Below are 24423 nucleotides of genomic sequence, written 5' to 3'. Positions count from 1 at the left end.
GGCCGCGTGACGAACACACTCGTCGTCGGCGCCGGCTCGGCCGGCTGCGTGGTCGCGGCCGAGCTCAGCGCCGACCCGGCGCACACGGTCAACGTGTTCGAGGCGGGTCCGGTCTGGCCCTCGGCCGCCGCACTGCCCGCCGCACTGCTCGATCCGGGGCGCCTGCCGGTCGGCCCGGAATCCGCCGTGGTGTGGCGGTATCCGGGGAACATCGTGCGGGGCAAGCTGATCGGCGGCTCGGGTGCGATCAACGGCAGCTATTTCGTCCGCCCGCCCGCCGCCGACTTCGCGGCCTGGAGCGCGGCGGCGGACAGTGCGCTGTGGTCGTTCGACGCGGTGCTGCCGTTCCTGCGCGGGCTGGAGACCGACCACGATTTCGGCACCGCGCCCGGTCACGGCACCACCGGCCCGATCCCGATCCGCCGCACGACCGAGCCGACCCCGGTCAGCGTGGATTTCGCCACCCGATGCGCGGCGGCGGGCTTCGCCGAGATCGCCGATCTGAACGCGCCACACCCCGAAGCACTTCCGCCCGGCCGAGAACACGGCGCCGCCGCGGTCCACCCGGGGGAGACGGTCGGCTTCGGACGCGTGCCACTGGCGATCGCGGACGGCCGCCGAGCGGGCACCGCGATCACTCATCTCTATCCCGCGCTCGCCCGCCCAAACCTCACGATCGCCGCCGCGACGATGGTGACCCGCCTGGTGTCGCGCGGCGCCAGGGTGGTCGGCGTCGAGTGGGCGCGCGGTCGCGAACGCGGCACGGTCTACGCCGACCGGGTGATCCTGTGCGCGGGCGCGGTGGAATCGGCCGCACTGCTGATCCGCTCGGGGATCGGCCCGGAACCGCTCCTGCGCTCGCTCGGCATCCCGGTGGTGCGGCCCGCGCCGGTGGGGCAGTGGTGCACCGACCATCCCGAGATCGGTGTCGAGTACCCGGGGCCGCCGCCGACGGCGAGCACGGTCGCCCTCGAATACGTCCTGGAACTCGGCGACCTCGAACTGCGCCCGTATACCCCGATGTTCACGCCCGGCCTGCGCAGGCTCGGCGTCGCGCTGATGCTGCCGGAGTCATCCGGCACGCTCGGCCTCGTCTCCGCCGACCCGGCCGTTCCCGCCCGGATCGACCAGGGCTATCTGCGCGCCGCCGTCGATCGGGATCGCCTGCGCGCGGGGGTCGAACTCGCCGGGCGGATTCTCGGGCGGCCGCCGGGCACCGTCGACGATGCCTGGCTACGCTCGCATCTGGGGACGTCCCAGCACCTTTCGGGCACCTGCCGGATGGGCCCCGCCGACGACTCGCGCGCCGTCGTCGACGATCGCGGCCGGGTGCACGGCATCGAGGGTCTGACGGTGGCCGATCTGTCGATCGTGCCGGTCCCCTTGCGCCGCGGTCCGCAGGCCGCGACGGTGCTGCTCGCCACAGTGATAGCGCGTCGACACCGGGTGTGACGAAGTGACATCTGCTACCACAATGTGACCTGCGGGACAAACCCACACTTCTGGCGAGGCTGCCGATAACTCACCGGTACAGTTTGTAGCGGGAAAGAAAGGCAAATGGTCAGCAATCTCGCAGGTGGGCGGCCCCCACGGCAGGCGGCGGAGTCGGGCGCACAGCTCGGAGCTCTGGAAGCCTATGCCGCACAGGCCCATGGTTTTCTCAGTGCCGGTGGTGACCAGCTGACCCAGCTGGCCGGCCTGTTGCGTCCGCTCGTTCTCGAGTCCTGGTTGCGCAGTACGCGTGGCGGAATCGATCCGACGGACATACTCGACGGTCGCGGTCTTCGTGGTGCCGATCTGGTGCGTTATCGGGATGCCCATCCCATCGCCGCACTGATGCCACTCATCGACAAACTGCTGGTCCAGGACGCGGCGCGGGCTGGACTGATCGTGACGGTCGCCGACCAGTTCGGTCGTGTGCTGTCGGTGCACGGCCATCCGGAGCAGGTCGCCGCCGCCGCCGAGATCGGCGTGCGCGAAGGCGACGATCTGAGCGAGCGCCGGATCGGCACGAACGCGGTCGGTCTCGTCGTGCGCACCGGTCGCGCGACATGGATCCACGGACCCGAGCATTTCCTCCATCGGATGCATCAGATCACCGGCGCGGCGGCCCCCGTGCACGAGCCGGACGGCCGATTGATCGGCGTGCTGATGATTGCCGGCGGGATGCGGGTGGCCAAGCCTGAAATCCTCGCTCTGGTCAAAGCCGCGGCGACGGCCGCCGAGATGGATCTGGTGCTGCGGGCGATGCGCGCCGGCCGCGGGGTCCCCGCGGCCGAGCCGAACCGCCCGGGCGAGCAAGCCGCCGACGCGGAACCGGCCCGGCTCGGGCTCGAGGTCCTCGGGCTCGGCCAGCCGCAACTGAGTGTGGCGGGGGAGCGGGTATCGCTGTCGCAACGCCATGCCGAGATCCTGCTGTTGCTCACCGAGCATCCCGAGGGGCTCGGCGCCGATCATCTGGCGCTGCTGCTCGACGACACCGATCTCGACAACGGCACCATCCGCGCGGCGATGTCGCGCCTGCGGTCGGTGATCGGCGCGACGGTCGTCGGATCGCGCCCATACCGTCTGCGCGTCCATGTCGCAACCGATGTGGAGGCCCTGCGGGCCGCGCTCGACTCCGGTGATATCGAATCCGCATTGCGCTTGTATGCCGGTCCGGTGCTCCCCAGATCGTCGGCTCCGGGCATCTGCGACATCCGAGACGAGCTTCGGGTGCGGTTGCGCACCGCCGTGCTCGCGTCCGCCGATCCCGGCGTGCTGCGCCGGTGGACCGCGGGCCCGGAAGGTCGCGACGACGCCGCCGCGTGGGCCGCGTACCGGTCCACCGTCGACCGCGATTCGCCACTGTATGCGCAGATCGAGGCCAAGATCCGGGTGCTCGATCGGCGCCTCGGTGCCGATGCAACGCAGATGCAACGTTTCGGCTCATAGTCTCCCGTTCTGAAAGTGTGGTAGCTCACACATCTGGCGCAGATGTGGTGTGGCACACACTGATGCCCAGGTCGCGGCAACCTCCCCGGAGAGACTGGACGTTCGTCCGATTTTTTTAGCGGAAAAAGTTTCTTTTTATTAACTGACCGCCTAGTGTCTGCAATGCATGGACAGGCAGCCATGTGATGTAAGTGACATAGCCGGGGCGCGAGGTTCGGGCCGCGGCCGCGATGTTGGAGGAACGATCAACAGCTAGGCACCCCGCGACGGACACAGTGGTTCGTCGCGCCGGCGGTCCACCGGGCCGTCGATCTCGTCCACATGATCTGTCGGGGATCCTGCGCGAGTGTGGCGGTTACGCCCACTGCGCTCACAGGCGAATTTCTCGCTCCACGGAGTACCTCAGGTGTCTTCGTGCTGCCCGAAAACGGTTCGCCTCTGCTTTTTTTCGCGATTCGAGGAGGCTCTGGTGCACGGTACGGAGTTGGGTGGGTTCAGCGCGCGACCGCAGGAAGCGGAGGTCGCCGCCACGGCGTCGGCACCGTTCCCGCTGACACCGGCCCAGCTGGGAGTCTGGTACGCGCAGCTGCTCGACCCCGAGGTCCCGATCACCATCGCCCAGTACGTCGACATCACCGGTGAGCTGGATGCGGCTGTGCTGCAACAGGTCACGGCCGAGGCGGCGCACACCTACGGTTCCCCGCTGGTGCGCATCGGCGAATCCGACGGTGTCCCTTACCAGGTCGTCGACCACACCATCCCGGTCGAGAACGAGCTGCCGCTGATCGATCTGCGCCACCACGACGACCCCGTCGCCGCCGCCCACGAGTGGATGCGCGCGGAGTTCGGCGCGCCGCTGGACCTGCTCACCGACCGGCTGGTGGCGGGCGCGGTGCTGCGCGTCGGCGAGGACCGCTGGTTCTGGTACCTGCGCGGACACCACATCGTGCTCGACGGCTACGGCGCCTTCACCAATTCCCAGCGCATCGCCGAGCTCTACACCGCCCGCGTGCTCGGCACCGAGGTCAAGGCGGCGGCCCCGGGCGACCTGGCCGACCTCGTCGACGGCGAACAGCGCTACCGCGAGAGCACCCGCTTCGCCAACGACCGCGAGCACTGGGCCCAGCGCATCGCCGGCCTGGACAGCCCGACCAGCCTCGACAGCCGTACCGCGCCGCGCGCCGCGATCAACCTGGTGACCGGCGGCAGGCTCTCCGAGAAGCTGGTCGATCGGCTGGAAACCATTGCCGCCAGCGATGATTCGACCATCTCGGCGGTGCTGCTGGCCGCCTTCGCCGCCTACCTCGGCCGGCTCACCGACCGCCCGGACGCGGTGCTCAGCCTGCCCGTCACCGCGCGCACCACCGCGGTGATGCGCCGCTCGGCGGGCATGCTGTCCAATATCGTGCCGCTGCGCCTGCCCACCGGCGCCGCCGGGGCCCCCACCACCTGGGGCGAGCTGCTGCGCGCGGCCCGCGTCGAGGTGGCCGGCGCGCTGCGGCATCAGCGCTACCGCGCCGAGGACATCCGCCGCGACGCCGAGGACGACGGCCGCCCCGCCCGGCGCGCGCTGTTCGGCCCGCTCGCCAACTTCATGCTCTTCCGCAGCGACCTCACCCTCGGCACCACCACCGGCCGCTACCGGGTGCTGTCCACCGGCCCCATCGAGGACCTGAGCCTCAACGTCTACTACGGCGATCGCGATCGCGTACACGTCGACTTCGAGGCCAACCCGCACCTCTACGACGCCGATACCCTGGCCCGGCATCATTCCCGATTCCTCGGTTTCCTCGAGCGCCTCGCCGCCGCCGACCTGGACACCGCGATCGGCGCGATCGAAGTGGCGACCGAGCTGGAACTCCAGGTCAGCACCAAGATCTGGAACGCGACCGGTTTCGACGTCGCGGCCGCCCTGGCCGAGCGCGCGGTGGCGTCGGCGACGCTGCCCGCGCTGTTCGAGGCCCAGGTCGCCCGCACCCCCGACGACGTCGCCGTGCGGATGGCGGGCGAGGACGCCGCCACCCTGACCTACCGCGAGCTGGCCCAGCGGGTGAACCGGCTGGCCCGGCGTCTGCGCGCCGACGGCATCGGCCCTGAATCGCTGGTGGCGCTGAGCATTCGGCGCTCGCCGGAGCTGGTCGTCGCCATGTACGCGGTGCTCGCCGCCGGTGCGGCCTACGTGCCGATCGACCCCGATCACCCCGCTGAGCGGATCGCCCACATCCTGGCCACCGCCGCCCCGGCCGCCGTCCTGACCACCTCCCGCGACGGCGCGCCCGGCGCCGACGCGCTGCCGGTGCTGGCCGTGGACGCGCTCGAGCTGACCGACTACGCCGACACCCCGCTGACCGACGCCGACCGCACCGCGCCGCTGCGCCCCGGCCATCCCGCCTACGTCATCTTCACCTCCGGTTCGACCGGTCTGCCCAAGGGCGTCGCGGTCGAGCACGCCGCGATCGTCAACCGGCTGGTGTGGATGCAGCAGGCCTACCGGCTGCACGGCGTCGACGTGGTGCTGCAGAAGACCCCGATGACCTTCGACGTCTCGGTGTGGGAGTTCTTCTGGCCCTTGCAGATCGGCGCGACGTTGCTGCTCGCGGAGCCCGACGGGCACCGGGATCCCGGCTACTTGCGCGGCGTGATCGCCGAATACGGCGTCACGGTCGCGCATTTCGTGCCATCGATGCTGGAAGCCTTTCTCGCCCAGCAGGAGATCGCCGAGCACTCCTCGCTGCGACTGGTCTTCGCCTCGGGTGAGGCACTGCCCGCCGCCCTGGCGCAGCGGCTGCGGCTGCTCACCGGAGCGCGGCTGCACAACCTGTACGGTCCGACCGAGGCCGCCGTCGACGTCACCTTCCACGAGGTGAACGACGCGGACCGGACCACGGTGCCGATCGGCGCGCCGGTGTTCAACACCCGGCTCCATGTTCTCGACTCGCGGCTGCGGCCGGTACCGGTCGGGGCTCCGGGTGAGCTGTATCTGTCGGGGGTACAGCTCGCCCGGGGTTATGTCGGCAGGCCCGAGCTGACGTCCGGGCGGTTCGTCGCCGACCTGGACGCGCCGGGCGAGCGGATGTACCGCACCGGCGACCTGGTCCGCTGGACCACCAACGGTGAACTGGAATACCTGGGCCGCACCGACTTCCAGGTGAAGCTGCGCGGTCTGCGGATCGAGCTCGGCGAGATCGAGGCCGTGCTCGAAGGCGTCGAGGGCGCGGTGCGCGCCGTCGTCGTCGTGCGTGGCGACGCGGGCGTCGGCGAACAGCTGGTCGCCTATGTGGTGGAGGCCGAGCCGGGCGCGGTCGCGGTGGAACTGCTGCGCGAGGCCGCGCTGCGCGCGCTGCCCGCGTACATGGTGCCCGCCGCGTTCGTACTGCTCGATGCCCTGCCGGTGAACGCCTCCGGCAAACTCGACCGCAAGGCGCTGCCCGCGCCCGCCCGCACCGTCGTCGCCTACGCCGAGCCCGCCGGACCGGTGGAACAGACGGTGGCCAGGGTGTTCGGCGAGGTGCTCGGGATCGAGCGGATCGGCCGGGACGACGACTTCTTCGCCCTGGGCGGCAACAGCCTGGTGGCTACCCAGGTGGCGGCCCGGCTCGGCGCCGATCTCGGGATCCGGCTGGGGGTGCGCGATCTGTTCGGCGCGACCACCCCGGCCCGGTTGGCCGCCGCGGTCGCCGAGCGCGCCGACGCCGGCGTCACGGCCCAGCTGCCGGTGCTCGCGGCCGGACCGCGCCCCGCGCTGATCCCGCTTTCGCCCGCGCAGCAGCGGATCTGGTTCCTCAACCGCTTCGATCCGTCCGCGCCCGGCTACAACATGCCGTTCGTGGTCCGGATGCGCGGCGCCGCGAATCTGTCCGCGCTGGTCACCGCGCTGACCGCCGTCGTCGAACGGCACGAGGCGCTGCGCACCGTGTTCCCCGCGGTCGATGTGCCCGGCGGGGAGGTGGCCGAGCAGGTCGTGCGCGACGCCGGGATCGTCCGCATCGACGAGCCGACCACGGTCGACGTGGCCGAGCTCGACGCCGAACTCGCCCGATTCGCCGCCGCCGGTTTCGATCTGGAACACGAGGCGCCGTTCCGGGCGCGGATCTTCGTCGTCGCGGGCGATGCGGCGGGTGAGTGCGCGCTGGCCGTCGTGCTGCATCACATCGCGGCGGACGGTGTGTCGCTGCAGGTCCTGGTGCGCGACGTGCTCACCGCCTACCAGGCCGCGACCGCGCGGCTCACGCCCGGCTGGGCGCCGCTGAGCGTGCAGTACGCCGACTACGCCCTGTGGCAGCGCGAACTGCTCGGCTCGGAGACCGATCCGCAGTCGCTGGCCTCGCGCGAGATCGCCTTCTGGGAGCGGACACTGGCGGGCCTGCCGGATCAGCTGGAGCTGCCCTCGGCCCGGCCGCGACCGGTGACGCCGAGCATGCGCGGCGCCCGGACCGGCTTCACCATCGGCGCCGGCCTGCACCGGCAGCTGACCGAGCTGGCCAACGAGGCGGGCGCGTCGCTGTTCATGGTGCTGCACACCGCGCTGGCCGTGCTGCTGGCCCGGCTCAGCGGCACCAGCGACATCGCCATCGGCACCGGCGTCGCCGGCCGTGGTGACCGGGCGATCGACGATCTGATCGGCATGTTCGTCAACACGCTCGTGCTGCGCACCGAGATCGACCCCGCCGCGAGCTTCACCGCCGCGCTCGAGCACACCCGCGAAACCGATCTGGCCGCGTTCGCGCACGCCACCGTCCCGTTCGACCGGCTCGTCGACGTGGTCAACCCGGCGCGCTCGCAGGCCCGCCATCCGCTGTTCCAGGTGGCGCTGAACTTCCAGGCCGGGCTGGACACCCGCTTCGAGCTGGGCGGCACGCCGGTATCGGTGCACGAGATCGAACTCGACATCACCAAGTTCGACTTGCAGCTCACCCTCGACGAACGTCGCGGCGCCGCGGGCGAACCCGCGGGCATCGACGCCGTCGCCCTCTACGCCACCGACCTGTTCGACGACGCCGAGATCGTCGCGCTGGGCGCGCGGTTCGTGCGACTACTCGCCGCGGCCGTCGCCGCCCCCGCCACCGCGGTCGGTGACCTGCCGCTGCTGTCGCCAGCCGAGCACGCCCGCTTCACCGGCATGCGCGGTGCGCCCGTCACCGCCACCGGTCTGCTCCCCGACCTGTTCGCCGCCGCCGTCGCGGCCGGTCAGGACCGGATCGCGGTCACCGACGGCGATCGTGCCCTCACCTACCGCGAGCTCGACCGCGCGTCCTCGCGCCTGGCCAGGGTGCTGGTGGACGGGGGGGTCGGCCCCGACGACATCGTCGCGGTCGGGATTCCGCGCTCCGTCGAATCGGTGCTCGCCGTGTGGGCGATCGCCAAGGCCGGCGCGGCCTGGCTGCCCGTCGATCCGAGCTACCCGCTCGATCGGATCACCCATATGGTGACCGATTCCGGCGCGCGAGTGGGTCTTACGGTGTCCGAGGCGCAGTCCACGCTGCCCGGCCCGACCGACTGGCTGGTGCTCGACGAGCTGAAGCTGATGGCCGAGTGCGCGGCGCGTTCCAGCGATCCGATCACCGACGCCGACCGGGTGCGGCCGCTGCGCCCCGCGCACCTGGCCTACGTCATCTACACCTCCGGCTCCACCGGCCTGCCCAAGGGCGTGCTGGTGACTCAGGCGGGCATCGCCGGTTTCGCCGCCGAGGAATCCGAGCGGATGTTCGGTACCGCCGACGCACGGGTGCTGCAGGTCGGGTCGCCCTCGTTCGACATCTCGGTGATGGAGCTGCTGCTCGCGGTGAACTCGGCCGCCACCCTGGTGATCGCGCCGACGGGCCGTCACGTCGGCGCCGAACTGGCGCAGCTGCTGGCCGAGGAGAAGGTCACCCACGCGCTGATGACCCCCTCGGGTCTGGCCGTGCTCGATCCCGAACAGCTCGACGACCTGCGCATGGTGATGGTCGGCGGCGAAGCCTGCCCGCCGGACCTGGTCGCGCGCTGGACCGAGGGCTCGGTGTCCCGGGCGTTCGTGAACGCCTACGGCCCGTCCGAGACGACCGTCGCGACCAATATCAGCGCACCGCTCACGGCGGATTCGCCGCTGACGCTGGGTACGCCGCTGCGCGGCATCGCGCAGTGGGTGCTCGACGACCGGTTGCGGCCGGTGCCCGCCGGGGTCGCCGGTGAGCTGTACGTCGCCGGGGCCCAGGTGGCGCGCGGCTACCGTAGCCGGGCCGCGCTCACCGCGGGCCGCTTCGTCGCCTGCCCGTGGGAGCCGGGTGCGCGCATGTACCGCACCGGTGACCTGGTGCGCTGGACGGCCGACGGCACTCTGGAGTACCTGGGCCGCAACGACGATCAGGTGAAGCTGCGCGGCTTCCGGATCGAGCTCGGCGAGATCGAGGCGGCGCTGCTCGCCCAGCCGTCGGTGCGCCGGGCCGTGGTCCTGGTGCGAGCCGACGCGCATCGCGGTGATCAGCTGGTGGCCTACGTGGTGCCGAACCCCGAACCGGCCGTGCCGGATCTGGGCGCCGAACTCACCGCGACGCTGCGCGCCACCCTTGCCGCGCACATGGTCCCCTCGGCGTTCGTCGTGCTCGACGCGCTGCCGCTGACCCCGAACGGCAAGCTCGACCGCCGCGCGCTGCCCGCACCCGTCTTCGCCGCCCGCGCCTTCCGCGCGCCGGCCGAGGGCACCGAGACCGTGGTGGCCGAGGTGTTCGGCGAGGTGCTCGGTCTCGCGCGGGTCGGCGCCGACGACGACTTCTTCGCCCTCGGCGGCAATTCGCTGGTCGCCACCCAGGTGGCTTCTCGCCTGGGTGCCGCGCTCGGCGTCACGGTCTCGCTGAAGACGCTGTTCGAGGCGCCGACCGTTACCGCCCTCGCGGCCGCGCTCGGCACGGCCGAGACCACCGCGACCCGGCCGCCGCTGGTGGCGGGCGAACGGCCGCAGCGCATTCCGCTGTCCTACGCGCAGCAGCGCATGTGGTTCCTCAACCAGTTCGACGCCGACTCGGTCGCCGACAATATCGCCGCCGCGATCCGGCTGACCGGCACTATCGACCATGCCGCCATGACCGCCGCGGTCGCCGCGGTCTTCGCTCGGCACGAGGCGCTGCGCACCCGCTACCCGGCGGTCGACGGCATCCCCTTCCAGCAGATCCTCGGCGCCGACCAGCTGACCATCACGCTCGAGCCCGAGACCATCGACCCGGCCACGCTCGACGACCGCGTGCGCGCGCTGGCCGGGGTGCCGTTCGCGGTGGACCAGGAACCGCCGGTGCGTCTGCGCCTGCTGCGCATCGGCGCCGACCAGCACGTGCTCGTGCTGGTGCTGCACCACATCGCCGCCGACGGCTGGTCGGTCGCGCCGCTGACCCGCGACGTGATGGTGGCCTACGCCGCCCACCTGGCCGGTGCCGCGCCGCGATGGACGCCGCTGCCCGTGCAGTACGCCGACTTCGCGCTGTGGCAGCGCGAAGCCCTCGGCGCCGAGGACGACCCTGACTCGCCGATGGCGCGGCAGATCGATTTCTGGACAACCGAACTCGCCGGACTGCCCGATGTGCTCGCGCTGCCCGCCGACCGCCCCCGCCCTGCCGTCGCCTCGGGCCGCGGCGCCCGGCACACCTTCGCGGTGCCCGCCGCGCTCACCGAGCGGCTGCGCGCCCTCGCCACCGATGCCCAGGCCTCGCTGTTCATGGTGCTGCACGCCGCGTTCGCCGCCACCTTGGCGAAACTGTCCGGGCAGCAAGACATCTCGATCGGCACCCCGGTGGCCGGTCGTGGCGACCGGGCGCTCGACGAGCTCGTCGGCATGTTCGTCAACACCCTGGTGCTGCGTACCCGGATCGACCTCGCCGCTACCTTCGCCGACCTGGTCGGCACGGTGCGCGAGGGCGATCTGCGCGCGCTGGCCAACACCGACGTCACCTTCGACCGGCTGGTCGAGACGCTCAACCCCGAGCGCTCCACCGCCCGGCACCCGTTGTTCCAGGTGATGCTCGACTTCCAGAACAACTCCAGGACCGAACTCGAACTGGCCGGGCTGACCGCCGCGGAGATCGAGATCGACACCCGCACCGCCAAATTCGACCTGCAGCTGACGCTGCGCGAGACCACCGACGGCCTGCTCGCCCGCTTCGAGTACGCCACCGACCTGTTCGACGCGCAGACCATCACAGATTTCGGTACCCGCCTGCTGCGGGTGCTGGAAACGGTGAGCGCCGATCCCAGCGTCGTGATCGGCGACATCGACCTGCTCGGCGCCGCGGAGCGCACCCGGATCCTCGAGACCTGGAACGCCACGGCGTACCCGGTCGACGAGACGATGACGCTGGTGTCGCTGTTCGCGGCGCAGGCGGCGCGTACCCCGGGTGCGACCGCGGTGACCTGCGCGGACGAATCGCTCACCTACGGCGAGTTCACCGAGCGGGTGAACCGCCTCGCCCGCCTGCTGATCTCGATCGGCGTGCGGCCCGACCGCACCGTGGCCCTCGGGATGCGCCGCTCGACCGACCTGATCGTGGCCATGTACGCCGTGCTCGCCGCCGGCGGCGCCTACGTGCCGCTGGACCCCGAGCACCCGGCCGAGCGCCTGGCGCACGTCATCGACGCCGCCGCGCCGGTGTGCGTGCTCACCCGCGCCGCCGACGAACTGGATCTCCCCGCGACGACGTCGGTCGCGGTGCTCGACCTCGAGCAGCTCGACACCACCGACTACCCGGCCGAACCGATCACCGACGCCGACCGGCTGGGCACCCTCACCCCGGCCCATGCCGCCTACTTGATCTTCACCTCCGGCTCGACCGGCAAGCCCAAGGGCGTCGTCGTCTCGCACGCCGCGATCGTCAACCGTCTGGTGTGGATGCAGGACGCCTACCGGCTCACCGCGGCCGACACGGTCCTGCAGAAGACCCCGGCGACGTTCGACGTGTCGGTGTGGGAGTTCTTCTGGCCCTTGCAGATCGGCGCCCGCCTGGTGCTCGCCCGGCCCGACGGGCATCGCGACCCGGCGTACCTGGCCGAGCTGATCGAGGCCGAGTCGGTCACCGTCGCCCACTTCGTGCCGTCGATGCTGTCGGTCTTCGTCGCGGCCCTCGACTCGGCACCGGCGGGTGCGCGGCGGTGCGCCTCGCTGCGCATGGTGTTCGCCTCCGGCGAGGCCCTGCCGCCCGCGCCCGCGCACCGGTTGCACGCCCTGACCGGCGCCACGGTGCACAACCTCTACGGTCCTACCGAAGCCGCCGTCGACGTCACCTTCCACGAGGTGACCGCCGCCGATGTCGTCTCGGTGCCGATCGGCGAGCCCGTCCACAACACGCGCGTCTACGTCCTCGACAGCAGGCTGCGACCGGTGCCGGTCGGCGTCCCCGGCGAGCTGTACCTGGCCGGCGCTCAACTGGCGCGGGGCTACGCGGGCCGGGTCGACCTGACCGCCGACCGTTTCGTCGCCGACCCGTTCGCCACGGGCGAGCGCATGTACCGCACCGGTGACCTGGTCGCCTGGACCGCGGTGTGCGAGAACGACGCGGCCGAGGGCCGTGCGTGGTCCCATTCCGCTACCGGTTCCGACCGCGTCGTGCGTGGCGAGCTGGAGTACCTGGGCCGCACCGACTTCCAGGTGAAGCTGCGTGGTCTGCGGATCGAGCTCGGCGAGATCGAGGCCGCGCTGGGCGCTCTGACCGAGGTCGGACAGGCGGCGGTCGTCGTCCGCGACGAGCTGCTGGTGGCCTATCTCGTGCCGGCCGCCGAGCTCGACGTCGACGGGGTGCGCGCGGCGCTGACCCGCACGCTCCCGGCCTACATGGTCCCGGCGGCCTTCGTCGAGCTGGCCGAGTTCCCGCTCAACGCCTCCGGCAAGCTCGACCGCAAGGCGCTGCCCGCGCCGGTGTTCGAGGCCGCGGTCTTCCGCGCCCCGGTCACCGAGGTGGAGCAGATCGTGGCGGCCACCTTCGCCGCGGTACTCGGCTTCCCCGCCGACCGGGAAGTCGGCCTGGACGACGACTTCTTCGCCCTCGGCGGGAACTCGCTCAACGCCACCCAGGTGGCGGCCCGCCTCGGCGCCGCGCTCGACACCCAGGTCCCGGTGCGACTGCTCTTCGACGCGCCGACCGTGCTCGAGCTGGCCGCCCGCTGCGCCGCGCTGCGCGGCACCGGCAGGCGCGTCGAGCTCACCACTCGTGAACGGCCGCGGCGTATTCCGCTCTCCGCCGCGCAGCGCCGGATGTGGTTCCTCAACCGCTACCTGGCCGACGCCGACGGCTCCGGCGACGCTGTGAACAACATCCCGGTCGCTCTGCGGCTGACCGGCGAGCTCGATATCGTCGCGCTCGAAGCGGCCCTCGCCGATGTGATCGATCGGCACGAAACCCTGCGCACCAGCTACCCGGACGGCCCCGACGGCGCCGAACAACTGGTCGCCGACGCCGCGCATCTCACGCTGCGCGCCGAGCCGATCGGCGCGGGCGAGCTGCCCGCGCGCCTGCTGTCCTGCGCGGCGGTGCGGTTCGACCTCACTACCGAGATCCCGCTGCGCGCCACGCTGTTCGTGGTCGCCGAGGAGCACGTGCTCGTGCTGGTGGTGCACCACATCGCCGCCGACGGCTTCTCCCTAGGGCCGCTGGCCGCCGACCTGATGACCGCCTACGCCGCCCGCCGCGACGGCACCGCTCCCGACTGGGCGCCGCTGCCGGTCCAGTACGCGGACTACGCGCTCTGGCAGGACGAGAACCTCGGCGACGCGAGCGATCCCGACTCGCTCGCGCACGCGCAACTGGCGTTCTGGCGGCGCGGCCTGGCCGGTCTGCCCGAGCAGCTCGAGCTGCCGACCGACCGGCAGCGTCCGGCCGAATCCAGCTTCCGTGGCGGGGTGCACCGCTTCCAGATCGACTCCGATCTGCACAGCGAACTGCGCGAGCTGGCCCGCAAGCACGAGGCCACCCTGTTCAGCACCGTGCACGCCGCGCTGGCCGTGCTGCTGGCCCGCCTCTCCGGCGGTAGCGACATCGCCATCGGCACCCCGGTCGCCGGGCGCGGTGAGGCCGCCCTGGACGGGCTGATCGGCATGTTCGTCAACACCCTGGTGCTGCGCAGCCAGATCGACCCGCGCGCGGAGTTCGAGTCCACCCTCGACGCCGTCCGCGCCGGTGACCTCGACGCCCTCTCCCACGCGGACATCCCGTTCGAGCAGGTCGTCGACGCCGTCGACCCGGCGCGGGCGCGCAACCGCCACCCGCTGTTCCAGGTGGCGCTGGTCCTGCAGAACTTCACCGTGCCCGCGCTGACCGCGGCCGGGCTGCGCGTCGCACCGATCGACTTCGACGCCGCCGTGGCGAAGTTCGACCTGCAGTTCACCGTCACCGAATCCGGGGATGTCGACGGCCGCGCCGACGGCATGGCCATCGAAATCGCCTACGCCACCGACCTGTTCGACGCGGGCAGCATCGCCGTGCTGGCGCGCCGGTTCACCCAGGTGCTGGCCGCGGTGGTCGCCGATCCGACCGTGGTCGTCGGGGACATCCAGCTGCTCAGCGCCGAGGAGCAGCAGCGCATGCTGCACGACTGGGCCACCACCGGCGACGCGGTCGCCACCGGCGCCGAGACCATGCTCGACCGGTTCGCCGCCGTCGCGGCGCGGCACCCGCACGCCGTCGCGGTCAAGGCCGAGGGCGCCACGCTCACCTACGGCGAGCTCGACGCCTGGTCCAACCGGCTGGCGCGGCGTCTCGTCGGCGCCGGCGTCGGCCCGGAAACCCTGGTGGCCGTGGCCCTTCCGCGGTCGGTGGAACTGGCCGTCGCGCTGCTGGCGGTGCTCAAGGCGGGTGGCGGCTACCTGCCGATCGACCCCAACTACCCGGCCGACCGCATCGAGTACGTCCTCGACGACGCCCGCCCGCTGTGCGCGATCGCGAACGCGGACACCGGGCTGGCCCGCGACTGGTTCGGCGGACCGGTGATCGACCCCGCCGCCGAGAACCTCACCGGCTTCGCGGCCACGCCGCTGACGGCGGCGGACCGGCGCGCGCCACTGGTGCCCGCGAACACCGCGTACGTCATCTACACCTCCGGCTCCACCGGCCGCCCCAAGGGCGTGGTGATCCCGCACGCGAACGTGCTCGCGCTGCTGGACAACAGCGAGCGCCACTTCGGCTTCGGCCCGTCGGACGTGTGGACGATGTTCCACTCCTACGCCTTCGACTTCTCGGTGTGGGAGCTGTGGGGCGCGCTGCTGACCGGCGGCTCGATCGTGCTGGTCGACTACTTCACCTCGCGCTCGCCCGAGCAGTTCCGGGAGCTGCTGCTGGCCGAGCGGGTCACCGTGCTCAACCAGACGCCGTCGGCGTTCTACCAGCTCGTCGCCGCCGATCTGGCCGTCGCGCCCGGCGACTACGCCCTGCGCACGGTGATCTTCGGTGGTGAGGCGCTGGAACCGCAGCGGCTGGCCGGTTGGTTCGCTCGCTACCCGCGCTCGCCCCGGCTGGTGAACATGTACGGCATCACCGAGACCACGGTGCACGCCTCCTACCGGGAGATCACCCCGGAGACCGGTTCGGCCAGCGTCATCGGCGGTGCCCTCGCGGGACTGACCGTGCGCGTGCTGGATTCGCGCCTGCGGCCGGTGCCGGTTGGGGTGCCCGGCGAGATCTACGTCTCCGGAGCGCAATTGGCGCGCGGCTACCTGGCCAGGCCCGACCTGACCGCGAGCCGGTTCGTCGCCGACGCCTACGGCGCTCCCGGCAGCCTCGCCTACCGCTCGGGCGACCTGGCCCGCTGGACCGCCGACGGCGAGCTGGAGTACCTGGGCCGGGCCGATCAGCAGGTCAACCTGCGTGGGTTCCGGGTCGAGCTCGGTGAGATCGAGGCCGCGCTGCTCGCCAGCTCGGTCGCGCCGCGCGAGGTCGCGGTGCTGGTGCGCACCGACCTGGTCGACGAGCCGCGCATCGTGGCCTACCTGGTCGCCGGGCCGGAGACCGGCCGGGTGGACGCGGCCGCCATCCGCCAGGAACTGGCCCGCACGCTGCCCGAACACATGCTCCCGGCGGCGGTCGTCGCGGTCGAGCGGATTCCGCTGACCGTCAACGGCAAGCTGGACCGGGCCGCGTTGCCCGCGCCGGTCTTCGAGACCACCGTCTACCGCAAGCCGGCCACGGTCACCGAGGAGATCATCGCCGCGGTGTACGCCGAGGTGCTCGGCCGCACCCGCGCCGACGATCAGCCGGTCGGCGCCGACGACGACTTCTTCGCCCTCGGTGGCAGCTCGCTGCTCGCCGCCAAGGCGGTCGCCCGGATCGGCTCCGCGCTGGATCGCCGGGTCGGCGTGCGCGCGCTGTTCGAGACGCCGCGCGTCGGCGAGCTGGCCGCGGCGGTGGACGCCCAGGCGAAGGTCGACCGGCCCGCCCTGGTCGGCCGGGCCCGCCCCGAGCAGCTGCCGCTCTCGCCCGCTCAGCAGCGGATGTGGTTCCTCAACCGCTTCGACCGCGCCTCGGTGGCGTACAACATCCCGTTCGCGCTGCGGCTGTCCGGTGACCTCGATGTCGCCGCGCTGCGCGCGGCGGTGGCCGACCTGGTCGCCCGCCACGAATCGCTGCGCACGGTGTACCCGGAGGTCGACGGCGCGCCGGTGCAGTCGATCACCCCCGCCGCGCGGGCGATTCCGGAACTCGACCCGATCGTGGTGACCGAGGCCGACCTGCCCGGCGCGATCGCCGACCTGGCCGCTACCACCTTCGACGTCACCGCCGAGATCCCGGTGCGGCTGCGGCTGTTCCAGGTGGGCGCCGCCGCGTCCGCCGCGTCCGCCGGACCGGCCTCGGGTGAATTCGTGCTCGCCGCCGTCCTGCACCACATCGCGGCCGACGGTTCCTCGATCGCACCGTTCGTCGCCGACCTGATGCGCGCCTACACCGCGCGCCTGGCCGACACCGCGCCCTGCTGGGCGCCACTTGCGGTGCAGTTCGCCGACTACGCGCTGTGGCAGCGGGAACTGCTCGGCGACGAGGCCGACCCGGAGTCGGTCGCGGCCCAGCAGGTCGGCTACTGGCGTACCCAGCTGGCCGGACTGCCCGACCAGCTGACCCTGCCGACCGACCGGCCCCGCCCGGCCCGGCAGAGCCTGCGCGGCGACAAGGTGAGCTTCACCGTCGACGCCGACCTGCACGCCGCCCTGGTCGCCCTCGGCCGGGGGAACGGCGCCACGCTGTTCATGGTGGTGCACGCGGCCTTCGCCGCCCTGCTGGCCCGGCTCTCCGGGACCGCCGACATCGCCGTCGGCACCCCGAACGCGGGCCGTGGCGAGGCCGAACTCGACGAGGTCATCGGCATGTTCGTCAACACGCTGGTGCTGCGCACCCCGGTCGCGGGCGACTCGCCGTTCACCGACCTGCTCGCCGCCGCCCGTGCCGCCGACATCGCCGCGTTCTCGCACGCCGACGTCCCGTTCGAGCGCCTGGTCGAGGTGCTCAACCCGGCCCGCTCCACCGCCCGGCACCCGCTGTTCCAGGTCGGCTACTCGTTCCAGAACCATGAGCGCGGACAGCTCGAGCTGCCCGGCCTGACCGTCTCGGACCTCGAATTCGATTCCGGTGTCGCCCAATTCGACCTGCACCTGTTCGCCCTCGACCACTACACGGCCGACGGCGCGCCCGCGGGCATCGAGATGGCGCTCGGCTACGCGAGCGACCTGTTCGACGCGGGCACGGCCGAGCGGTTCGCCACCCAGCTGCGCCGCATCCTCGAATCCGTCACCGTCGCACCGGACACCGTGGTCGGCGACCTCGACCTGCTCGGCGCCGACCGCGGCCTGCTGCTCGACACCTGGAATGCCACCGCGCATCCGGTGGCGGCGGTCACCCTGGCCGAGCTCGGCGCGCGCCAGGCGGCCGCCACCCCCGGCGCGCCTGCCCTGGTCGACGCCGAGACCGGCACCTCGCTGGACTACGCGGCCTTCGACGCCAGGGTCAACCGGATCGCCCGGCTGCTGATCGCCGAGGGCGTCGGCCCGGAGCGCACGGTGGTGCTGGCCATGCGGCGCGGGCTCGACCTCGTGATCGCCATGCACGCCGTGGTGCGGGCGGGTGGCGCGTACGTTCCGATCGACCCCGATCATCCGGTCGACCGGATCGCCTACATCGTGGCGACCGCCGCGCCGCTGTGCGTGCTCACCACGGCCGCCGACGGCCTGCCGATCGCCGTGGACGTGCCCGTCTTCGAGCTGGATCACCAAGCGCTGGAAGAGCTTTCCGGCGCACCGGTGGCTGATGCCGAGCGCATCGCCCCCCTGCGTCCCGCCCATCCCGCCTACCTCATCTTCACCTCCGGCTCGACCGGTCAGCCCAAGGGCGTCGCCGTGCCGCACGCGGCGATCGTCAACCAGCTGGCCTGGCTGCACGACCGCTTCGCCATGACCGGCGCCGACCGGGTGCTGCTCAAGACGCCTGCCACCTTCGACCTGTCGGTCTGGGAGTTCTGGTCACCGCTGACCTGCGGCGGCGCGCTGATCGTCACTCGCCCCGGCCACGAACGCGATCCGGATCGCCTGCGCGACACCATGACCCGGTACGGCGTCACTGTGCTGCACGCGGTGCCGTCACTGGTCGGCATGCTGCTGGCCGCCGAGGCCACACCCGCGCTGCCGGAGTCGCTGCGCGCGGTCCTGGCCATCGGCGAGGCGCTGCCCGCCGCCACGGCCGCCCAGTTCCTGGCCTGCGGCACCGGCGCACGTCTGCACAACCTTTACGGGCCGACCGAGGCGGCGGTGTCCATCACCGAATACGCGGTGGCCCAGGACCTCTCGCATGTCGTGCCGATCGGGACGCCCGCCTGGAACAGCGCGCTCTACGTGCTCGACGCCCGGCTGCGCCCCGTTCCCGTCGGGGTCGCGGGCGAGCTGTACCTGGCCGGTGACCAACTCGCCCGCGGCTACCACGGCCGCCGGGCACTGACCGCCGACCGTTTCGTCGCCAACCCCTTCGCTCCGCCGGCCGCCGAGACGACTGGCCGTGGCGTGCCGACCCAGGCCGGAGCCGCCGGGGGTGCCCGGATGTACCGCACCGGTGACATCGTCCGGTGGCGCGCGGACGGCACCCTCGAGTACCTCGAGCGCGCCGACTTCCAGGTAAAGATCGGTGGCTTCCGGATCGAGCTCGGCGAGGTCGAGACCGCGCTGCTGCGGTGCGCCGGAGTGCGCGCGGCGGTGGCTGTCGCCAGGACCGACGAACGGGCCGGGGCACGGTTGATCGCCTACGCCGCGGTCGCCGACCTCACCCCCGGCGACGAGCAGGCCGTGGCGGCCGAACTGCGCGGCGAGCTCGCCGCCGAACTGCCCGCCTACATGGTGCCCGCGGCCCTGGTCGTGCTGGAGTCGTTGCCGCTCAACGCCAATGGCAAGGTCGACCGGTCCCGACTGCCGGAGCCGGAGTTCGGTGAGGCGGTCTTCCGCGCGCCGGTCACCGCGACCGAGCAACTGGTCGCGCGGACCTTCGCCGAGGTGATCGGCTGCGCGAGCGCCGGCCTGGACGACGACTTCTTCGCCCTCGGCGGCAACTCGCTGATGGCGACCAGGCTGGCCGCCCGGCTCGGCGCCGCGCTCGGCGCCCAGGTGCCGGTGGCCGAGGTGTTCGACGCCCCGACCGTGGCCGCGTTGGCCGAGCGGCTCGGCGGCCTGGATCGCTCGGCCGCCCGTCCGCCGCTGACCCGGCGCGCCGGCGACGGACCCGCCGTGCTCTCGCCCGCGCAGCAACGCATGTGGGTCCTGCACCAGCTGGCGCCGCAGTCGGCGGCCTATCACATCCCGGCCGCCATCCGGCTCACCGGCCGGCTCGACCTGCCCGCCCTGCAATCGGCGGTCGGCGACCTGCTGTCGCGGCACGACACCCTGCGCACCCGCTACCCCGACACGGCGGCGGGTCCGGTCCAGCAGGTGATGCCCGCCTGGTCGGCCGCGGTCGAACTGACCCCGATCCCGGTCGCCGCCGAGGACGTCGAGGCCCGGATCACCGCCCTGGTGGCCCAGCCGTTCGACATCACCGCCGCGCCGCCGGTGCGGGTGGCGCTCTACGGTCTCGGCCCGGACGATCACGTGCTCGTCGTCGTGGTGCATCACATCAGCGCCGACGGCTACTCGATAGCTCCGCTCACCCGGGATCTGGTGCGCGCCTATGTCGATCGCAGCGAAGGCCGCGCGCCCGGCTGGGCACCACTGGAGATCCAGTACGGCGATTTCAGCGCCTGGCAGCACGAGCTGCTCGGCACCGAAGCCGACCCGGACAGCGTGCTCACCCAGCAGCTGACCTACTGGACCAGGGAACTGTCCGGCGCGCCCGAACTGCTCGCCCTGCCCACCGACCGCCCCCGCGCCACCCGGCGCGAGATGCGCGGCGCGGCAGAGCGGTTCGAGATCGACGCGGCGCTGACCCGGCGCCTCGACGAGATCGCCCGCGAGCACGGCACGACGCTGTTCACGCTGGTGCACAGCGCGCTGGCGGTGCTGCTGGCCAAGCAGTCCGGCAGCGCCGACATCACCATCGGCGCCCCGGTGGCCGGTCGCGGTGCCCGCGAGCTCGACGATCTGGTCGGCATGTTCGTCAACACCGTCGTGCTGCGCACCGAGGTCGACTCGCGGGCGCCGTTCACCGAGCTGCTGGCCCAGGCCAGGCGGCGCGACCTCGCCGCCCTCGCCCACGCCGACGTGCCGTTCGAGCAGGTCGTCGATGCCCTGGGCCGGACCCGTTCGGGCGCCTACACCCCGCTGTTCCAGGTGATGCTCACCTTCCAGAACATGCCGCCCGGTGGCATCGAACTGCCCGGCCTGCACGTGCGGATCCTGGACCCCGGGCTCGGCGAGGCCAAGTTCGACCTGCACCTGACCGCCCTGCAGCGCTACGACGCGGCCGGTGCGCTCGACGGGCTCGACGTGCACTTCGGTTACGCCACCGACCTTTTCGACGCTTCGACCGTCCGGATACTGGCCGAGCGGTTCCGCAAGGTCCTCGCGGCCGTCGCGGCCGACCCGGCCGTACCCGTGCGGGCGATCGACGTGCGCACCGACGCGGAGAAGACCCCGCGTCCGCGTACCTACACCATTGCCGATCTGCCGGGCCTCGTCGGCTCGGCGGCCCGGCTCGCGCCGGCGACCGTGGCATTCGCCCACGGCGAGCACGCCATCTCGTTCGAAGCGCTCGACGCCAAGCTCACCGCGGTGCGCAAGGCGATGGGCGCCGCGATGAAACCCGAAGCGCTGGTGAACGTCGCGCTGGCCGGGCTGGTGCCCGGCGTGCTCGCCGCACTCGGCGCGTCCGGACTCACCACCACTTTGCAAACACTGGTGACCGATGCCGCCGCGGTGATCGCCGGGTCGGGGTCGGCTGACGACTCGGAAGGACAACTCTGATGTCGCACACGGATTCGGTCACGGCGGCTGTCTCGCTCGACGCGCTGCTGCGTGACCAGGCGGACGAGCGCAGGCGTGATCCCGCCACGTTGCTCGCCGCCTTCACCACCCAGATCCGCCAGGATCCCGACGCCGTCGCGGTGCGTGACGGCGTGACCGAGCTCAGCTACGGCGAGCTCGGCGCACGGGTCGACGCGCTGGCGGTCTGCCTGGCCGCCCGCGGTGTCGGGCCGGAGACCACGGTCGCGGTGTCGTTGCCGCGATCGGTCGACCTGGTCGTCGCGGTGCACGCGGTGATCGCCGCGGGCGGCGCGTTCGTCCTGCTCGACCCGGACGCCCCCGCCGACGTGCGGCAGCGCACGGTCGCCCTCGCCGCGCCCGTGCTGGTGATCACCGCGCCGCAGGTGCCCCACCCGACCGGTGTCCCGGTCCTGGGCATCGACGCCGAACCCACCGTCGATCTCGTCGCCGACGACCTACCCGGTCCGGGTGCGGACAACCCGGCCTACCTGGTCGTCGACGTGGCGGGCGCGAGCGCGGTCGTCGTCGGACACCGGGCCGCACAAGCGAATTCGGTCTGGCGGCAGCGGCTGTGCGGTCTCGGCGCCGGCGACGCGGTGCTCTGGCACGCGCCGCTGGGCACGCAGGCCACGGTGGGGGAGCTGCTGCTGGCCCTGCAGACCGGCGCCACCCTGGTGCTCCCGACCAGCGACTCCCTGGCGCGTTCGATCGCCGACACCGGCGCCACCGCGGCGTGCTTCGACCCCGACCAGCTCGCCGCGCTGGCCGCGCTGCCCGACGCCGAGGCACGCCTCGACTCGCTGCGGATCGTCCTGAGCTGCGGCGCACCACTGCCCGCCAAGACCGCGGCCGCCCTGCGCGCGGTGAGCGGCGCGACGCTGTGGCACGTCTACGGCAGGCCGGAGACCGCGGGCGAGGTCGTCGCGCACGAGGTGACCGGCGCCGACCTCGAATCGGTCCCGCTCGGCTCGGCCGCCGACGACGTCGAGCTGCTGATCCTCGACGAGCACCTGTGCCCGGTGCCCGACGGTGAAGTCGGCGAACTCTATGTCTCCGGTGTGCAATTGGCGCGCGGCTACCTCGGCAGGCAGGCCACCGCCGCCACCTTCCTGGCCAACCCGATCGGCCCGGTCGACGACCGCATGTTCGCCACCGGCGACCTCGTGCGGCGCAGGCCGCCCGGCGACGGCTGGACGGCCGAACTCGAATTCGTCGGCCGCGTCGACGCCGAGGAGGTGAGCACGGCGCCGCAGGGCGGACTGCCCGGGGAACTGCTGCTCGACGAGTTCGAAGCGCAGGCCGCCGCCACCCCTTTCGACCCCGCGGTCGTGCACGCCCCGAGCACGGGCGGCGCGGCCTCGATCATCACCTACGGTGACCTGGACCGGCGCACCAACCAGCTGGCCCGGCACTTGACCGCGCTCGGCATCGGCCCGGAATCGGCGGTGCTGGTGGATGTCCCGCGCTCGGTCGAGCTGGTGGTGGCGATGTACGCCGTGCTCAAGGCGGGCGGTGCCGTGGTGCCCGTCGACACCGCGACCAGTCCCGCCGTGCTGCCGCCGGTCGCGAGTCCCGCGCTGGTGCTGACCGTGCGCTCGCGCGATCACGGTGCGGTGTACGACATTCCGGCCGTCGTCATCGACGACGTGCCGCTCGCCGACTACTCCGACGAGCCGATCGCCCGCGCCGAGCGCCGGACCCCCGTACTGCCGGAGCACCCGGCGTTCGTGCTGTACCCGCCGGGGGCTACGCAGGGCATCACCATCAGCCACATCGCGGCCGTGCACCGGTTGACCGGCATGCAGGGCAGGCACGGCTTCACCGGTCGTGACGTCTACCTGCATCAGGCCGCCATCGGCGAGGTGACCGAGTGGCACGGCTGCGTGCTGCCGTTGCGGGTCGGCGCCACCGTCGTCCTCACCGAACCGCCCGATCCGGTGCGGTTAGCGCGTCTGGTCGCCGACTACGGCGTCACCGCCGCCGATTTCACCCCGCCGCGGCTGGCCGCGTTCACCGACCACGTCCACCGCGCCGGCCTGCGCGCGCAGATCGGCTCGCTGCGCAGCGTTGTCGTCCTCGGCGCGCCGCTCAGCGCGGCGCAGGTGCGGGCTTTCGGCGCGGTGACCAGCGCCCGGCTGCACCATGATTACGGCAGGGCCGAGGCCACCGTCACCCTCACCTATCCCGCCGCGCCCGGCGCGGACACCCCCGAACCGCAGGCCGTGCGGGTGCGGGAATGGAACCGCCGGGTCTATGTGCTCGACGCGCGGCTGCGCCCGGCCAGCCCCGGTGTGGCCGGCGAGCTGTACCTGTCCGGCGCGCAACTGGCCCGCGGCTATCGCGACGATCCGCGCGGCACCTCGGACCGGTTCGTCGCCAACCCGTTCGGCATCCCGGGGGAGCGGATGTTCCGCACCGGGGAGCTGGCGCGCTGGGAGATCGACGGCACCAGCGCCGCGCTCGTTCGTCTCGGCACCGTGGGCGCGGCGACCGTGGGCGCGCTGGAATCGCTGCTCGGGCGCGGGGCGAGCATGCGGGCCAGGATCGGCGCCGGGATCGGCGCGCGGATCACCGAACTCTCGCGCAGACACGCGGTTCCGCCGTTCGCGGTGGTCCGGGCCGCGATGACGGTGCTGCTGGCCTGGCAGGCGGGCACGGCCGTCGCGGGCGCGACCACCCTGTCCGAGATCCTGTGCGCCGAACCCGATCCCGTGGTGTCCTCGGCCACCGCGGCGACCAGTGAGTCGTGCGCGCTGTCCGGGCCGCTCGGCGCGGTGACGCTGAGCTATCTCGACACCGGCGCCGAGGCGTTCGGCGTTCCCGGCCTCGAACTCACCGCCCTGCGTTTCGACGGATCGACGGTGGCCGACGGCGTGCACTTCATCGTCTCCACGCACGCCGACCCCGACGGCAATCTCGGCCTCGAACTGGAATACAGCACAGACCGTTTCGACGATCACGCCGCGGCTGCCCTGCTGCGCCGCTTCTCCCGCGCCCTGGGGCTGCTCACCGGCGACCCCGATGCCCCGAGCGACTCGTTCGACCTGCGCACCCCCGCCGAGCGCGCCGCGAGCTGACCCCCACCCCCTCAGGAA

General features: G+C 72.5%; 4 protein-coding genes. All 4 read left to right on the top strand.

The window, feature by feature from the left end:
* The first annotated feature begins 6 nt into the window (after positions 1–6).
* Positions 7–1452 carry a mycofactocin dehydrogenase MftG gene (gene mftG, locus Q7X29_RS30905; RefSeq protein ID WP_316576146.1) on the top strand — a complete coding sequence of 482 codons (1446 nt, stop codon included), beginning with the start codon at positions 7–9 and terminating at the stop codon, positions 1450–1452.
* A gap of 105 nt (positions 1453–1557) precedes the next feature.
* The gene (locus Q7X29_RS30900; protein WP_218719666.1) at positions 1558–2934 is read left to right on the top strand and encodes a GAF domain-containing protein; all 1377 of its coding nucleotides are present in this window, start codon (positions 1558–1560) and stop codon (positions 2932–2934) included.
* 469 nt (positions 2935–3403) lie between these two features.
* Positions 3404–21307, top strand: a complete 17904-nt coding sequence (locus Q7X29_RS30895; protein ID WP_316576145.1) for a non-ribosomal peptide synthase/polyketide synthase — start codon at positions 3404–3406, stop codon at positions 21305–21307.
* Complete coding sequence (locus Q7X29_RS30890; RefSeq protein ID WP_316576144.1) at positions 21307–24405, top strand: AMP-binding protein; 3099 nt, start codon at positions 21307–21309, stop codon at positions 24403–24405. The genes Q7X29_RS30895 and Q7X29_RS30890 overlap by 1 nt, the downstream gene beginning before the upstream one ends.
* Positions 24406–24423: the final 18 nt, after the last annotated feature.

It is taken from the genome of Nocardia canadensis (assembly GCF_032656385.1).
GTDB classification, from domain to species: Bacteria; Actinomycetota; Actinomycetes; order Mycobacteriales; family Mycobacteriaceae; genus Nocardia; species Nocardia canadensis.
Note: the sequence above shows the minus strand (reverse complement) of the source record. Positions and strands in the feature narration are given on the sequence as shown.

Coding starts and splice junctions, on each gene's coding strand:
- Q7X29_RS30900 (WP_218719666.1), top strand. CDS start 1,558: ATGGTCAGCAATCTCGCAGGTGGGCGGCCCCCACGGCAGGCGGCGGAG.
- Q7X29_RS30890 (WP_316576144.1), top strand. CDS start 21,307: ATGTCGCACACGGATTCGGTCACGGCGGCTGTCTCGCTCGACGCGCTG.